This window comes from Micromonospora sp. NPDC004540 (assembly GCF_040610095.1).
In the GTDB taxonomy this organism is placed as follows: domain Bacteria; phylum Actinomycetota; class Actinomycetes; order Mycobacteriales; family Micromonosporaceae; genus Micromonospora.
In genome coordinates this window covers 55,181-70,289 of sequence record NZ_JBEXLR010000011.1, presented here as the reverse complement: position 1 = coordinate 70,289, position 15,109 = coordinate 55,181, and the positions used below count along the sequence as shown (strand labels likewise).

Annotated in this window: 16 protein-coding genes; 6 read left to right on the top strand and 10 right to left on the bottom strand. The window is 71.5% G+C overall.

The features are described 5' to 3' along the window. Positions 1 to 18: 18 nt before the first annotated feature. Complete coding sequence (locus ABZV78_RS06210; RefSeq protein ID WP_355635813.1) at positions 19 to 1,116, bottom strand: CapA family protein; 1,098 nt, start codon at positions 1,114 to 1,116, stop codon at positions 19 to 21. A gap of 110 nt (positions 1,117 to 1,226) precedes the next feature. Between ABZV78_RS06210 and ABZV78_RS06205 the strand changes: the two genes are divergently transcribed. Continuing rightward, the gene (locus ABZV78_RS06205) at positions 1,227 to 1,730 is read left to right on the top strand and encodes a GNAT family N-acetyltransferase (RefSeq protein ID WP_355635811.1); all 504 of its coding nucleotides are present in this window, start codon (positions 1,227 to 1,229) and stop codon (positions 1,728 to 1,730) included. Positions 1,731 to 1,805: 75 nt separating this feature from the next. On the opposite strand, the gene ABZV78_RS06200 is transcribed toward ABZV78_RS06205, so the two are convergent. Next, a complete protein-coding gene (locus ABZV78_RS06200; protein WP_355635810.1) occupies positions 1,806 to 3,464 on the bottom strand; it encodes a GH25 family lysozyme in 1,659 nt (552 codons plus the stop codon). Positions 3,465 to 3,510: 46 nt separating this feature from the next. On the opposite strand from ABZV78_RS06200, the gene ABZV78_RS06195 reads away from it, so the two are divergent. From ABZV78_RS06195 to ABZV78_RS06185, 3 genes are all read left to right on the top strand, one after another. Beyond that, positions 3,511 to 3,654, top strand: coding sequence for a hypothetical protein (locus ABZV78_RS06195; RefSeq protein ID WP_355635808.1), 144 nt, complete (start codon positions 3,511 to 3,513; stop codon positions 3,652 to 3,654). A gap of 129 nt (positions 3,655 to 3,783) precedes the next feature. Then, a complete protein-coding gene (locus ABZV78_RS06190) occupies positions 3,784 to 4,374 on the top strand; it encodes a VanZ family protein (RefSeq protein WP_355635806.1) in 591 nt (196 codons plus the stop codon). A 522-nt stretch (positions 4,375 to 4,896) separates the two neighbouring features. Then, a complete protein-coding gene (locus ABZV78_RS06185; RefSeq protein WP_355635804.1) occupies positions 4,897 to 5,652 on the top strand; it encodes an SUMF1/EgtB/PvdO family nonheme iron enzyme in 756 nt (251 codons plus the stop codon). 109 nt (positions 5,653 to 5,761) lie between these two features. Here ABZV78_RS06185 and ABZV78_RS06180 read toward each other — a convergent pair whose 3' ends face one another. The 5 genes from ABZV78_RS06180 to ABZV78_RS06160 form a co-directional block, all read right to left on the bottom strand. Next, a complete protein-coding gene (locus ABZV78_RS06180) occupies positions 5,762 to 6,631 on the bottom strand; it encodes an aminoglycoside phosphotransferase family protein (RefSeq protein ID WP_355635802.1) in 870 nt (289 codons plus the stop codon). A 124-nt stretch (positions 6,632 to 6,755) separates the two neighbouring features. Further along, positions 6,756 to 7,466, bottom strand: a complete 711-nt coding sequence (locus ABZV78_RS06175) for a DNA alkylation repair protein (RefSeq protein WP_355635800.1) — start codon at positions 7,464 to 7,466, stop codon at positions 6,756 to 6,758. A gap of 29 nt (positions 7,467 to 7,495) precedes the next feature. Next, entirely contained in the window at positions 7,496 to 8,734 is a 1,239-nt protein-coding gene (locus ABZV78_RS06170) for a D-alanyl-D-alanine carboxypeptidase (protein ID WP_355635798.1), read from the bottom strand. A 284-nt stretch (positions 8,735 to 9,018) separates the two neighbouring features. Next, positions 9,019 to 9,681 carry a response regulator transcription factor gene (locus tag ABZV78_RS06165; RefSeq protein WP_355635796.1) on the bottom strand — a complete coding sequence of 221 codons (663 nt, stop codon included), beginning with the start codon at positions 9,679 to 9,681 and terminating at the stop codon, positions 9,019 to 9,021. Next, positions 9,678 to 10,793 carry a histidine kinase gene (locus tag ABZV78_RS06160; protein ID WP_355635794.1) on the bottom strand — a complete coding sequence of 372 codons (1,116 nt, stop codon included), beginning with the start codon at positions 10,791 to 10,793 and terminating at the stop codon, positions 9,678 to 9,680. The genes ABZV78_RS06165 and ABZV78_RS06160 overlap by 4 nt, the downstream gene beginning before the upstream one ends. A 218-nt stretch (positions 10,794 to 11,011) precedes the next feature. Here ABZV78_RS06160 and ABZV78_RS06155 point away from each other — a divergent pair, with 218 nt between their 5' ends. Next, positions 11,012 to 11,437, top strand: a complete 426-nt coding sequence (locus tag ABZV78_RS06155; protein WP_355635793.1) for a DUF6223 family protein — start codon at positions 11,012 to 11,014, stop codon at positions 11,435 to 11,437. Positions 11,438 to 11,443: 6 nt separating this feature from the next. Here ABZV78_RS06155 and ABZV78_RS06150 read toward each other — a convergent pair whose 3' ends face one another. Both ABZV78_RS06150 and ABZV78_RS06145 read right to left on the bottom strand, forming a co-directional pair. After that, a complete protein-coding gene (locus ABZV78_RS06150) occupies positions 11,444 to 11,848 on the bottom strand; it encodes a VOC family protein (RefSeq protein WP_355635791.1) in 405 nt (134 codons plus the stop codon). A gap of 86 nt (positions 11,849 to 11,934) precedes the next feature. Beyond that, entirely contained in the window at positions 11,935 to 13,563 is a 1,629-nt protein-coding gene (locus tag ABZV78_RS06145) for an SDR family NAD(P)-dependent oxidoreductase (protein WP_355635789.1), read from the bottom strand. Between ABZV78_RS06145 and ABZV78_RS06140 the strand changes: the two genes are divergently transcribed. Further along, positions 13,526 to 14,467, top strand: a complete 942-nt coding sequence (locus tag ABZV78_RS06140; RefSeq protein WP_355635787.1) for an AraC family transcriptional regulator — start codon at positions 13,526 to 13,528, stop codon at positions 14,465 to 14,467. The two genes, ABZV78_RS06145 and ABZV78_RS06140, sit on opposite strands and share 38 nt — an antisense overlap. Here the strand turns inward: ABZV78_RS06140 and ABZV78_RS06135 are convergent. Beyond that, complete coding sequence (locus tag ABZV78_RS06135; RefSeq protein ID WP_355635785.1) at positions 14,433 to 15,104, bottom strand: DNA alkylation repair protein; 672 nt, start codon at positions 15,102 to 15,104, stop codon at positions 14,433 to 14,435. The two genes, ABZV78_RS06140 and ABZV78_RS06135, sit on opposite strands and share 35 nt — an antisense overlap. Between the last annotated feature and the right edge of the window lie 5 nt (positions 15,105 to 15,109).

The following is a 15,109-nucleotide window of genomic DNA, read 5'->3' as shown; positions in this document are numbered from 1 at the left end:
AAGGCGCCGTCCGCCGCGCTATCCGGGGCGCTTTGCCGCCAAGCCGGTGCACCGCTGTGCGGTGGCGAGCTTGTCGAGGATGCGCTGCTTGCTGACCCCGGTGGCCGGCACCGGCTGACCATCGCCGGAAACCGTCGCCGGGACGAACTGGCTTTTCACCACTGTCCGGTCGCGTACGACCAGCTTCAGCACCCCGGAGTCCGTGCTGTGCGAATTGCCGTACCAGAGGAAGTTGCCCAGTCCGTAGTGCACGTAGGTCTGGCCCAGCCAGCCGTCGGCCAGCAGCGTGTGCGCGTGCGTACCGACCACGATGTCGGCGCCCGCCTCGGACAGCCTTCCGGCGAACGTCTTCATCTCTCCGCTCGGGCACGAACTGCCCTCCACGCCCCAGTGCATGAAGACGATGACCAGGTCGGCGTGCTCCCGCGCCGCACGTACCGCGGCGGTGGCCCGGGCGGGATCGAACGCCATTGCCACCCCCGGTCGGGTGTCCGTCGCCCGCCACGAGCCGGCCAGGTCATGCACCTGTGACATGCCGAGCACCGCGATCCGCAGCCCTCGCACGGTGGTGAACCAGGGCGCAAACGCCGCGTCGGCGTCGCGGCCCGCGCCGAACACCGGGTACCGGGCTTCCGCCGCGGCGTCGAGGGTGTCCGAGAGCCCCTGCCGGCCGTAGTCGAGGATGTGGTTGTTGGCGATCGACACCGCGTCGACCCCGGCTGCGCGCAGCGCCGCGAAGGCGGTCTTGGGAGCCCGGAAGTGGTAGGTCTTCGGCTGGGGGGTGCCCCGGTCGGTCACCGCCGTCTCCAGGTTGAGCAGCGTGACGTCGGCGTCGCGCAGCGTCGAAGCGATCGCCCCGAAGGCCGTCTGCGGATCGTCGAGCAGGCGCAGAGTACGCCCGGTGAAGTGGACGTCACCGGCGAAGGCCAGCCTCACCTCGACCGGAGCATTCGGCTCCGGCGTCGCGGTGCCGGTGGCGAGCGGCGTCGGGCCCGGCGTGGCCCCGTGCCAGGCGGGTGCCGGGTCGGTCGACCCGGCGGCGCATCCCGCCAGCCCGACGCCGACTACGACCGCCGTCAGCGCCGCCAGCGAGGTACGCGCCCTCTTGCGGATCACGCGGCAGAGGGTACGCGCTCCGCGCGACGCCCCGCGATCCCGCGGCCACCGCCTGACGGCCGCTGTTGGTTTCGCTGGCTCTGTCGGAAATTGTGTGCGAGGCTTCGGCGGTGACCGACCTCGGCATCCGCGCCGCCACCCCGGCCGATTCCGAATTCCTGGTCGACATGCTCGTGGAGGCCGTGAACTGGATGCCTGAGCGCAACTGGTCTCGCGAGCAGGTCCTGGCGAATCCCGCGCTGGCTCACTATGTCACCGGTTGGATGCAGCCCGACGACTTCGGCCTGGTCGCGGTCGACCCGGGTGATCGGCCGGTCGGCGCGGCCTGGTTCCGATACCTGACCGCCGCTGATCCGGGCTACGGGTACGTGAGTGACGACGTGCCAGAGCTGACCATCGGCGTGGTGGAAACCTGGCGGGGCCGAGGTGTGGGCCGGGCGCTTCTGCGCGCTGTTCTGGACGCCGCACGAGAGCGTGGCATCCCCGCGGTGTCGCTGAGCGTGGAGCGGGCGAACTTCGCCGCGAGGCTGTACGCCGCTGAAGGGTTCCGCACGGTCGAGTCGTTCGAGGACGCCGACACGATGCGCTTCGACATCGCCAGCAGGGCGCAATAGCCGCGATCGGCCCGCCAGCGGGAACCACCCGACGCCTGTTCACACGGTGTCCACGGCTCGCATGAGTCTCAGCGGTCAACTGGTCATCCGGACGAACTTCTCCCAGGAGCCGATGGTGGTCCGGTTGGCGATCAGCGGCCGGGTGCCGGCCTGTTCCGCGGTCACGTACCGGTTGTTCGCGTTGGCCAGCAGGCTGACCGTGCCGTCGGTGTTGGTGACGAGGCGGAACTTCTCCCAGGACCCCACCGCTGTGCGGTTGGCGATCAGCGGCGAGGCCCCGGCGTTCTCGGCCGTGACGTACCGGCCGTTGACCTGGGCGCGGAACGCCACGAACCCGCCACCCACGTCGATGCGGTCGAACTGCTGGGATGGGCCGATCATGGTCCCGTTAGCGATCAAGGCTGAGGCGCCGCTGTTGCCCGCCGTGACGTACCGCAGGTTCGCGTTGGCCAGCAGGGTGACAGGCGTCGGCGGCGTGACGACGCGGAACTTCTCCCAGGAGCCGATGGTGGTCCGGTTGGCGATCAGGGGCCGGGTGCCGGCCTGTTCCGCGGTCACGTACCGGTTGTTCGCGTTGGCCAGCAGGCTGACCGTGCCGTCGGTGTTGGTGACGAAGCGGAACTTCTCCCAAGGCCCCACCGCTGTGCGATTGGCGATCAGCGGCGAGGCGCCGGCGTTCTCCGCCGTGACGTACCGGCCGTTGGCCCGGGCACGGAACGCCACGAACCCGCCCCCCGCATCGATCTGGTCGAACTGCTCCCACGGGCCGATCACGGTCCGGTTGGCGATCAAGGCTGAGGCGCCCGCGTTCTCCGCAGTCACGTGGCGGTTGTTGACGGTCGCCAGCAGGCTGGTCGCGGGACCGCCGAGCAGTCGGGCCAGAGACGCGAAGTCGCCCTTGAAGACGTCCAGATCGGGCGTGGAGAAGTCGGAGCCGGGGATGGGGGCGCCCGCGCCGTGCTGCCAGACCGTGAAAGACGACCAGCCTGCGGGTAGCGGCGGCGGATTCTGTGAATAGTTGGCGATGAACAGCGGGTTCGCCGCGAAGCTCTGGCTGCTGGCCGTACAGGGATCCCACCAGTTCTTGTTGGTGTAGATCATGGCCTGTCGACCGGTGCGTACCGCGATCTCGGTGACGAAGTCCCGGACCCAGGCCACCAGCTGGGCGGGTGTCATGTTGTAGCAGTCGTTCAGGCCCCAATCGGTCCGGGGCCACTCGATGTCCAGCATCGGCGGGAGGCTGCGTCCATCGGAGCTGTAGGGAGCGAAGCTGAGCAGGACGTCCGCCTGCTGCTTGCCGCTGCTCAGGTCGGGGCGGGCTCGGTGGTACGCCCCGGTGTACAGGCCGTTGGCCCGGGCGCCGGCATGGTTGGTGGCATAGTACGGATCAGGATTGTTGTGCGGCACCACGCGACCGTCCTGCTCGCTGGCCCGGATATAGGCGAACTTCGCGCCTCCCCGGGCTACCGCGGCCCAGTCGAGCGAGGGTCCCTGGAAGTAGGACACGTCAACGCCCGTGATCGAGTATCCGCTCGGGGTGGGCAGCGCCTGGGCCGGCGACGCACTCCCGGCGAGCCCCACGAACCACAACGCCGCACCCAGCAGCACAGCCAGACCTCTGCGTACCATGGCTCGCCTCCAGACACCGGCCAGTGCGCCACGCCGCGTCCGACGAAAGCGTAACCCCCGTCTATGAGCACAGGTATGGGTCGCTTGTCCATAGTTGCTGGTCATCGGGCCAAAGAGAGTGCTCCTGATACAGCGGACGGTCGACATACGCGTGCCGCTGACCCCGCTCACTCCCGACCGCATCGTCGTGGGAGCGGTCGGCGACCGGCCCGCCGACGTGCCGGTCTCGGCGATCACGATCACCCCCTACGACCCGGCCTGGCCGGCGCTGTACGCCGCCGCTCGGGGGCGATGAGGGAGAAGGTTGAGCAGGCCGCAACGAGCGGAGCGGATGACTACATCACCGAGCGGAAACCTGCCTGACCATCACGACGGGCCCGGCCCGGCCCGGTAGATTTCGCGGTCGGACGGAAGCGGAGGCGGCATGGTCAAGGGGTGGCACGGCTGGGTCGGTACGTTCAATGGCGTCGTACTCCTCACGGTGGCCGCTCTGCCGTTGGCCGCGCTGGCGGTGTGGGCGCTGGCACGCCGTCGCAGTGTCACCGGCACCACGCCGGCATGGCGGATGTCGCTGGCCGAGGTCGGCATCGTCTACGGGACGGTGCCGTGGGTATGGATGATCATGTTGCCGGGCGACCGGGCCGGCGCCATCCCCGGTCGGGTGAGCCTGGTACCGCTGCGCGACCTGCTCACGATCCTCGCCAGCGGGCCGCTGACGGTGACCGTTCAGATCGTCGGGAACCTGCTGGTGTTCGCGGCGCTGGGGTTCCTCGCCCCGCTGCGGTTCGCGGCGCTGGCATCGGTACCGCGGATCCTGGCGCTCGCGGCGGGCTGCTCGGTCCTGGTCGAGGCCGCGCAGTACGTCCTGCGGCTGGACCGCGTGTCCTCCGTGGACGACGTACTGCTCAACACCGCCGGCGCCGGGCTGGCCGCGCTGGCGTCGCATCGCTGGTGGCGCACTACGGCCAGAGCCTCGTCAGATCGACCTCGATCGGCCCCGGTCCCGGGACGCTGAACCGCCCGCGCTACGCCGGTCGGCGGCCCTGGGCGATGGCCAAGGCGTAAAGGTACCTGAGCCTCGTACTCGGGGAACTCCCCATCCATTCATCGCCAGCGAGAACAGATTCGGCCCATCCTCCAGGTACGCGATGATGACGCTGCGCTGCTGGCCGGTGCGGCGCCCCGGTCGTGGACAGCCGCAGAGTGCCCCAGCGGTTGGCGCGGGGCCGCCAGAGCCCGACCCGGCCGCGGAAGACCCGGTACAGGCCCCGGTGCACCGACCAGGCCAGTCGGATGAACCAGCGTGGTGGGAGCTTCGGCTTTCCTGCCCGATTCTCGACCGCCATGACGACCTCCCACACCGACAAGGGCGATGGTACGAACAGGATGGCAGTCGCAGCCTCGGACGGCCCGGGAGCGCCGAGTCGGCCTGACCGACGCGGACTTCTCCGCACTCGGCCGATGCTCCGGGCAGGGTGACGAGGCGACTGTCCGGTCGGCGATCGAGCTGGCGGCTGGGCTGCTAGCGTGCGGCGCCATGTGGATCGAGGAGTTCGTGGCCGGGCGTCCGGCGTGGCGGCACACCGAGTCGGGCGTGGTGTTCCGTGCGGTGCCCGGCGGCACGTTCCGAATGGGCCTGTCCGACGCGGAGCTGGACGCGGTTCGCGCCATCGAGCGCAGCGGAGGTGCCGAGGACACCCTCGAGCCCTTCTTCGCCGGCGCCGGAGACGCCCAGCCGGTACGCGAGGTGCGGGTCGAACCGTTCCTGATCGCCCGGCACCCGCTGACGGTCGCGCAGGTGCGGCACTGGCTGCCCGCATACGAGGACGACTACGCCGACGAGGACTCCGGCGCGGCCCGGCTCGAGGACGACCTGGCTGACCTGCTGGCGGCTCTGCCGTTCCGGCTGCCCAGCGAGGCCGAGTGGGAGTACGCGGCCCGGGCCGGCACCACCACGCTGACCTTCCGTGGCGACGGGAAGCCCAGCGAGGACCACATCCTCGACGACTTCGGTGACGAGGAGCGGACGGCGGCCGCCGAGAACGCGTTCGGTGTGGCGGCGATGGGCTCGGCGAACGAGATCTGCGCCGACGTGTGGATCCCCGGTTTCGAGGGCGCGCCCGCCGACGCCCGGCCACGCACCGGCGAAGGGCACCGGACCGTACGCGGCGGCGCCGCCGACGTCTATCCGTGGCAGGGCTGCGACGAGTGGCTGCTGCTGCTTTCCGCCACCCGGTACGAGCACAACCAGTTCACCGCGGTCCGCCCGGTCGCACCACTGCCATCCCGGTAGGCAGTTTTCTGAGAAGTTGACCTGGTCGGCATCAGGCCGTTTACCTGCCTTACTGGCACGCGATCCCCGGCCCTGGCCAGGGTGACCGGCTTGGCGAGGTTCCTGGCGGTCAGGCGCCGTCCGACAGGACCGCTCCGACCGCCCGCTGGGCGAGGGCGTACATGGTGGGGTTGGTCTCCCGGTAGTAGGTCAGCGCGCTGATGAAGGTCAGCGCCCAACCCTTGCCGCGCGTCCAGGTCGCGTCGTCGAACCCTGCCGTCTCGCGGAACACCTGGCGCGAGTCGGAGTCGAGCAGGGTCCACGCCGCCATCGCATCGCAGGCGGGGTCGCCGACGCCCGCCGCGCCGAAGTCGATCAGGCCGCACAGCCGGCCGTCCTTGACGAGCACGTTGCCCGCCAGCAGGTCGCCGTGGCTCCAGACGGGCGGACCGTCCCAGGCCGGCGCAGCCAGCGCCGCCTCCCAGACGGAGATGACCGCGTCGACGTCGACCATGCCCCGCGCGGCCTCGGTCCACTCCCGCAGGTATTCGTCACGGCCGCTCAGCGGACCGCTGCGATATCCGGCGCGGGCGCCGGTGGTGTCCGCCAGCCGCAGGCCGGCCACCAACGCGCCGAGGTCGGCGGCGAACCGTCGCGGATCGGTGTTGCCCTCGGTCGGATGCTCGCCGTCGACCCAGCGGTAGACCGCCCAGGACCACGGATACCCTTCGGCCGGCCTGCCGACGGCGCACGGCTGCGGCACCGCGACCGGCAGGTGCCTCGCGAGGACAGGCAGCCACTCGTGCTCGAACTCGACCTGGCCGACCGAGTCTTCGATGCGGGGCAGCCGGACCGCGAGGTCGTCGCCGAGCCGGTAGATCGCGTTGACCGTGCCGGCGGAGGGCACGGGCGTGACCGGCCGGCCCGCCCACTGCGGGAACTGCCGAGCGATCAGCCGTTGGACCAGGGCGCTGTCCGTGCGCACCTCGTCCTCGTGCATCCGACCACCCGACATTCTGGCCCTCCCCGGTCGCGGATGTCCGTGGACGCTAGCCGGATGTGTCGCCCGTGTCCCGTGAAATATCCGTCCCGCGAGTCCTGACGCGCGACGCGTGGCGCCCGCCTCAGACCACGCCGGACAGGTAGTCCCGGCGTCGCTGCGGTTCGAACTTCTCGATCGCGTAGCGCAGCATGACCCGCGGCATGACCCCGTAGCGTCGGGCCAGAAACTCCTCCTCGGCCGCCCTGTCGCGGTTGCCGACCTCGCGCAGCATCCAGCCCACCGCCTTCTGGACGAGGTCGTGCGGGTCACGCAGGAGCCGGTCGCTGAGGCGGAAGGTCCAGTGGAAGTCACCGGCCTTGATGAAGGCGAAGGTCGCCATGATGGCGATGCGCCGGTCCCACACCAGGCTCGACCCGGCCAACTGATCCAGGACGCTCCGATCCTTGTCGATCAGCCAGGGCCCGACGATGTACGGAGCGGACGAGTCCACCAGGTCCCAGTTGTTGATGCGGCCGGTGTTGGCCAGGACGATGCGGAAGATCCGGCCCCGTTCCTCCTCGTCGCCCTTGGCGAACTTCCGCACCAGGATGAACAGCGACGTCAGCCGCTCCTCGTGCACGCCACTGGCCAGCAGTTCCGCCGTCTCGGCCAGAGAGAGTTCGCGCCAGTAACGGGCGGCCACCCTGCGCTGTTCCGGCACGGAGACACCGATGGCCCGGTCGCCCTCGCCGTACCCGCCCGGAACCATCTGCAGAAACCGGCTCGATCCGTCCGCCCGCCGCGGGTCGGCGAGGCTGGCGAGCTCGTGACGCACGTCGGCGGTCGTGGCCATGACGTGGAACCTACCGCGACCGCCGACGGCTACGGTGCTGCCTTTTCAGCGAGCGCTTCCTGCGGGTCGGCCGCCCGGCGCGCGGCCCTGTGTCGCCACGGGACAGCCAGGAGGAGGACGGCCAGCAGGGCGGCGGCGCTGCCGAGGCTGAGGACGGCCGCCATCGAGAACGAGCGTCCTGCCGCGGCCTGGCCGTGCCCCTCGCTTCTGGCGGCGGCAACGGGACGCTCCTGCTTCTTCTCGTCCGGCGTGACCAGGCGGCCGGCCGACGCGCCGGGCGGGAGAGCGAAGCCCCAGTCGAGCAGCGCTGCCGCCTCGCCCAGGCTGCCCAGCGGCGCGGTCTCCGCGCCGAGCAGGGTCACGGCGAGCCGCCGGCCGTTACGTTCGGCCACCCCCACGTACGTCTGTCGCGCCAGGTCGGTGAAGCCCGTCTTCCCGCCGAGCGTTCCCGGGTAGTGGTCCAGCAGCGTGTTGTCGTGGGTGATGGAGAAGCCCGGCGTTCCCGACCCGGCCGGAATCTCCGCCACCCGCGTGGCGATGTATCGCCGGAAGTCCGCGCGGGCGTAGGTGGCGCGAGCGATCAGCGCCAGGTCGTACGCGCTGGTGTACTGGCCGGGACCGTCCAGGCCGGACGGTGTCGCCGCATGGGTCTGGTTGGCGCCCAGTCGGCGTGCCTCGTCGTTCATGGCCTGCACGCCGCCCTGCCGCCCGGCGGTGCCGCCGCCGGCGCGGGCCAGCACGTTGGCCGCGTCGTTTCCCGATTTGAGGAGAAGCCCCAGCCACAGGCTCTCGACCGAGTAACGGCCGCCCACCGCCACCCCCATGAGCGAACTGGCCGGATCGAGATCCTGCAGATCCGCCCGGGTCACCTCGACCACCTGCGTGGGGTCGAGTTTGGGCATCAGGGCCGCGGCCAGCAGCATCTTCTGCACGCTGGCCGGCGTGCGGCGTTCGTGCGGGCCGCAGCCACCCAGCACCGCGCCACTGTCGAGGTCGGCCACGACCCACGAGGTGGCGGTCACCGCCGGCGCCATCGGCGCACCCGCCGGAATGGCCAGGCCCGCCGTCGCCAGCGTCTCTCCGCCGACGGCCAGGTCGGCGGGACCGACCGGTGGCGGCGACGGTGCGGCGGGCGGGGGCACCGGCGGCTTCACGGCCGGGCACGGCACGTACGGCGCGGACGCCGCCGACGCCGACGGCCCGGCCACCGCGGCTGGTGTGGTCAACAGGGCGCTGAGCACCACGGCTGCAATACGAACAATGGTCACGCTAAAGGACCGTAACTGCTGGCAAGGCGGGCGAAGGCCGGTTGTCGAAAGGCGGCGAGAATTCCGGTCCGACAGTTGCCTAAAGCGGAAACGCCGGGACAGTCGGTCCGGACGGGACGGGCGGCCAGGTGTCGCATTTTCTGTCGGGAACAGCCGCGAACAGAAATCCGCAGCCTGATCGTGCCATCAGGTAAAGGACAGGAAATGGGTCCCGTAAGCCTGTTCCGATGAATTCGGAGGCCGGTCGGGGACGCCTTCGCCCGGCCGGTGGGAAAGGCCAGGAGTCAGGAGTTGCGCGGGGTTACCAGGCCGGATTCATAGGCGAGAACCACGAGTTGGGCGCGGTCGCGGGCGTGCAGCTTGGTCATGGCTCGGTTGACGTGGGTCTTCGCGGTCATCGGGCTGATCACCATGCGGTGGGCGATCTGGTCGTTGGACAGGCCCTGCGCGACCAGGGCGACGGCCTCGCGTTCGCGGTTGGTCAGCTCTTCCAGCCCCGCGTCGGCGCCGGTGTGGAGCGGCTGGGTGACGTACCGGTTGATCAGCTTGCGGGTGATCGATGGCGCGAGCAGGGCGTCGCCACGCGCGGCGACGCGTACGGCGTGCAGGAAGTCCTCCGGCTGGATGTCCTTGACGAGGAATCCGGCCGCGCCGGCGCGCAGCGCGTTGAAGACGTACTCGTCCAGGCCGTAGTTGGTCAGGATGACGACGTGCACCCCGGCCAGGGTTGGGTCCGCGGCGATGCGCCGGGTCGCCTCGATGCCGTCGACGACCGGCATCTGGATGTCGATGAGCGCGATGTCGGGCAGGTGCTCCCTGGCCAGCGCCACGCCCTCGCGGCCGTCGGCGGCCTCGGCCACCACCTCGATGTCGTCCTCGATGTCGAGGAGCGCACGGAATCCGCTGCGAATGAGCGGCTGGTCGTCGACCAGCAGGACACGGATCACGACAGCTGGTCCACGGGAAGTTCGGCCTGGACGGTGAAGCCGCCCTCGCGGCGCGGCGCCGCCCGCAGGTGACCGCCGAGGGCCGTGACCCGTTCCCGCATCCCGAGCAGCCCGACGCCGGGCGCCGGCGCGGTGTCCGACGTGGTCCTTCCGTCGTCGTCGACCCGGATGACCAGGGCGTCGGGCCGGTAGTCGATCCGGACCCACGCGGTGGCGGCAGCGGCGTGACGGGCGACGTTGGTCAGCGACTCCTGAACGATCCGGTAAGCGGTCCGGTCCACGGCGGCCGGCACGTCGTTCCGGTCTCCCTCGATCGTCAGCCTCGCGTCCAGGCCGGTCGTCCGGGCCCGTTGCACCAGTTCCGGGACCTGGTCGAGTCCACGCGGCGGGTTCCTGTCGTCGTCGCGCAGCGCCTCCAGGGTCGCGCGCAGTTCCCGGGCCGCCTCACGACCGGCCTCGCGGATCGCCAGCAGGGCCTCGGGCACCTGTTCACCCCGCTTGTTGGCCAGATGGACGGCGACTTCGGCCTGCACCTTGATGACGGAGATCTGGTGGGTGAGCGAGTCGTGCAACTCCCGCGCGATGTGCAGCCGCTCCTCGTCGGCGCGACGCCGCGCGGTCTCCTCACGCGTGCGCTCGGCCTCGTCCGCCCGGCGCTCGGCCTGCCGCAGCGCCTCACCCGCCGCGCCGGCCGCGATCAGCCAGGCCAGCTCGAGGGCACCGCGGGCCTGCGCGAACGCCTCGCCCGTGTCGTGCAGGCCCGAGGCCATCGCCGCGAGGGGAAGAGCGGCCAGCATGATCACGCTCGCCGCCACCGTGACGGCGCGATGTCCCGCCCGCACGGCGCCGTAGACCGCGAACAGGTACGCGACGGCAGGCACGTCGAAACCGGCCGCCTGGTAACCCACCGCGCACAGCCCGGTGACGGCCAGGACGGGAACCGGCGCGCGGCGGCGTGCGGCCAGCACCAGGCCGCCGGCCGCCAGCAGCGCGTAGCCGAGCAGGTCGAGGCCGGTGGCGGAGTGCTGCCCGGACAGCCCCGTGACCAGCAGGATCGCCGCCACGCCGACGGCGACAGCCCAGTCCCTGACGCCGATCCGTCCCCTGCTCATGCGCGCACCCTAACCGCCTGCCTGCCCGGGGCGGATCCTGCGCGCGGATGACCGGCCAGGTACCGCGGACGCGGTACCGTCCCGGCTTCTGCGACAGCCGCGGCAGCCGGATGCGCCGCCTGCGGCAGCGTGAAGTGCCCGCGTCGGCAGGACGACTGGTGGTGGGTCCGGCGGACAGGATCAGCCACATCCGGTCGTAGGAGGAGAAGGAGCAGCTCATGTCCGCCCGTCACCTGTTCACCGCCGCCGCTGCCGCCCTGCTCGGGGGGTTCGGACTGGCCACACCAGCGGCCGCGCACGTCTCGACCCGGTCCGCCGCCACCGTCGATGCGTACACCCTGACCACCGGGCGACTCGTGGGCACCGCGGCCGCGCTGGTGGCGCTGGCGGGCGTGGTCATCGGTGCCCTGGCTCTGGCCCGCTCCGCCGGTCGTGTCGGCAACGGCAGCGGCCGGAGGGGGGCCCTGGTGGCCCTGGCCGCGGGGCTGACCGGCATGGTCATCGGCGGGCTGGTGGTGGCCGCGGCCGAGGGTGGTCCCGGCACCGGCTACGGAATCGTCGGCGGCTTCGCGGCCCTGGCGATCGGGCTGATCGCCGCAGGCCTCGGCTGGCTCGCGTTGGCCCGCTCCCGCCGCACCGTCTGACCGCGGTCAGGTCGTCGGTGTGGCGGGGGACGTGTGGGCGGGTTGGAACAGCTCGATCAGGTTGCCGGCGGGGTCGGCGAGCAGGATCTGGCGCCCGCCGGGCCCGGAGACCAGCTCGCTGCGGAACCGGAGTCCCGCGCCGCGAAGTCGGTCGATCTCGTCGTCCAGGTCCTCGACGACGAGGTGGATGCGGTTACGGCCCGGGCTGGTGGCGTCGTCAGGGGTTGCCCGGGCGCCGGAACTGGCCGGCCCGGACAGCAGCAGCCGCAGCGGGCCGCGCACCACATCGGCGAAGGCGGGTGCGGCGCTGCTGTTCAGGGTGAAGCCGAGATGGGTGGTGTAGAAGTCGACGGCCGCCTGGACGTCGTCAACGAGGTAGCGCACGCTGGCGTGCTGGTCGAATGTGGTCACGGCTGAATCTCCTTGCCTCGGCGCAGCGGTGATCCGGACCGACGCCGGCGCGACACGACGACACGCCAGCGTGCGGCGTCACCACCTCAGTATGGGGAGGTCGCGACCGGGCGTCGCGCTCGGCGATCTGGCTCGCCGGGGCGGCAGGGTCTAGATTCCTCGACGGGCTCATACCGGAGACGACGAGGGGTGCAGGTGGGCGACGCCAAGCTCGGCAACGTAGGCCTCCAGAACGGGTTCGATCTGGTGGTCACCCCTGACGCCCGGTTCGCGCGGTTGCTGCGGCGAGACCTGCGACGGACCAGCCGCATGTTCGTCCTCGCTGGTCTGCTGCTGTCCATCACGAGCCTCGGCACGTTCCTGGCCGAGGGCGCGTGGTTCTTCGCCGGGCTGTTCGGCTTCCCGTTCGGGGTGGTCTGGTGCCTCGCCGGGTTGATGAACGGTCCGCTGTACCGGCGACGCAACCCGGAATTGCTGGCGCCCCTGCGGTACGTGTTCACCGCGGATGCCATCGAGTGGCACACCGCCCACACCTCGCTGCGGCTGCCGTGGACGGCGATCAAGCATGTCAGTCGTATGCGGGAGGCGTACCGCCTGGACTGCGCCGACCAGCATGAGCGGTATCTCTGCCGTACGACACTGACCGCGGGCCAGGACGCCCAGGTGGCCGCGTACCTCGACGAGCGGCTGACCGCGCGACTGGCCGCGAAGACGTCGGTGCGGCCGACGCCACCCGCCGGGGACAGCCGGTAGCTCGACGACGCCGCAGCCCGTCCGGCAAGGGTGGGACCGGCTGCGGCGTCGTCCATGGCGTGCGCCGCCACCCCTCCCGTGGCCTCCCGGCCGCCGGCCACCACCTCGACCTCCTGGTTGTCCTCGAAGTACCGGCCGGTGACCCCCTCGACCAGCGGCGACGCCGCCAGCAGCACCGAGGTCGCCGCGCCCTGGGCGGGCGTCTTGTAGTACGGCAGGTCGATCCGGTTGCCCGCCTCGTCCAACACCCCGTGCGCCCGCAGGGTCTCGTCGTCCAGGTGGCGCTGCAGGTTGGTGTTGATGTAGCCGGGGTTGAGCGCGGTGGCGGTGATGCCGTCGGCGGCCCAACGCTGGGCGATACCCACGGCGAGCAGGACGCCCGCGGTCTTCGACCGGGCGTACGCCGTCCACGGCTCGTACGGCTGCTGCTCGAACTGCGGGTCCGCGAAGTCGAAGGCGCCCCACAGGTGCGCCCCGGAGCTGACGATCACCACCCGGGCCGAGCCGGCGGCGCGCAGGTTGTCGTGCAGGCCGCGGACCAGCGCGAAGTGGCCGAGGTAGTTGGTGCCGAGCTGAAGTTCCCAGCCCTGCCGGGCGAGCCGGCGGGTCGGGATCGCCATGATCCCGGCGTTGGCGACGAGCGCGTGCAGCGGACCCTCCCAGGCCGCGACGAAGGCGTCGACCGAGGCCAGGTCGGCTAGGTCGAGGGCGGCCGCCCGCACGACGCCCGGGCCGGGCCCGGCGAACTCGGCCACCAGCTCGTCGGCGCTCGCCGGGTTGCGGGTGGCGACGGTGACCTCCGCCCCGGCCCCGGCCAGGGCGCGGACGGTCTCGCTGCCGATGCCGGAGGCGCCGCCGGTGACGATCATCCGGCGACCGGTGAGGTCGACGCCGTCGAGGATCTCGGCGGCGGTGGTGCGGGCGGTGAACGTGCTCGCGCTGGTCGGCGCGACCAGCCACATATCCGCAGCGCTCGCCGGTGGCGGGCGCTGGGCGGTGCGCTTCGACCCGCCGGCCGGCGTCAAGTTCAACTCGGTCCGGCGCGGCAGTTGCCTCCTGTGGGTCGACGGCGTGCCCGAGCCGGTGAACCTGGTCGAGGGCGACTGTTTCCTGCTGACCAGGCCCCTGGGGTTCACGCTGGCAAGCGACCCCGGCATCCCTCCCGAACCGGCCGGGCCGCTCTTCGCCGAGGCCGTCGACGGCGTCGCCCGTGCCGGCGTCGGTGACGACGTGCTCCTCATCGGCGGCGCGTTCTCCTTCACCGAGCGCGCCCGTGCCCTGCTCCTCGACGCCCTGCCACCGGTCATCCACGTGCCCGCCGCGACGCCCGAGGCCGCGACCGTGCGCTGGGCGATGGGGGAGATCGACAACGAGCTGCGGGCGGCGCCGCTGGGCGGCACGCTGGTCGCCGAGCACCTCGCCCTGGTCATGCTGATCCGGACCCTGCGCCTGCACCTCGCCCGGGCCGGCGGCACCGGTTGGCTGGCCGCCGTGGCCGATCCGGTGCTCGCCCCCGCGCTGCGGGCGATGCACGCCCGCCCGGCCCAGCCCTGGACCGTGGCCGAGCTGGCCCGGGTCGCCGCGGTCTCCCGGTCCACGCTGGCCGCCCGGTTCAAGGAGGTCGTCGGCCGGGGCCCGCTGGAGTATCTCACCGGCTGGCGGATCGAACTCGCCGCCGACCGGATCCGCCGGAGCGACGACACCCTGTCCAGCATCGCCCGGGCCGTCGGGTACGGCTCCGAGAGCGCGCTCAGCGTGGCGTTCAAGCGCACCACCGGCCTCTCGCCACGCGCATACCGCCGCGGCCTCGCCCCCGCCCGCCGACACACACCTACTTCTCGTGCTGTCGGCGCACCATCTCGCTGATCCAGATGGGCGCGAACGGAGACGTGCAGCCCGGGGACGTCGGATAGTCCTTGAGGACCTCCAGGCGCCGGCCGATGTCGATCGCCCGGGCGCGGTGCTCGGCGTGCTCGATCCCGATCTGCGCCAGGCAGTGGTTCATCGCCCACTGCAGGCGATCCGGGGCGTCCTTCATCTCCGCCTCGATGACGTCGAGCAGTCCGGTGAGGTCGAGGCCGGCGGGCTTCTTCGCCACGCGTTCGGTGGTCAGCGCCCAACCGGCACTCGCGACCACCGGATCCGGATCGGCGGACCAGGCCAGGCGCAGCTCTTCGGAGTGCGGGCTCTTCCTCACCACGTAGCTCACGAGCCAGTCGTGGACCTTGGGGGTGCGGGCCCCCCGCAACATGACGTCCAGCTCGTCGCGCTCGAACGCCTTCGGACGGCAGATGAGGAGCGCTAGCAGTCTCGCCGCGGTGTCCTCCGTCGCCCAGAGCTGGCACGCGAGTTCCTGCTGCGTCTTCAGTCGCTTCGCGAGCGCGCGCAGCCTGCTGAGGTTCACGCCGTGATCGTCACCGTGTTTCTCGTTGACCTGGCGTGCCCTCGGGTCCTCGAGCTCGGCCAACTCGGCCATCACCTCGGCCACCGTCGTCCCGGTCACCTCAG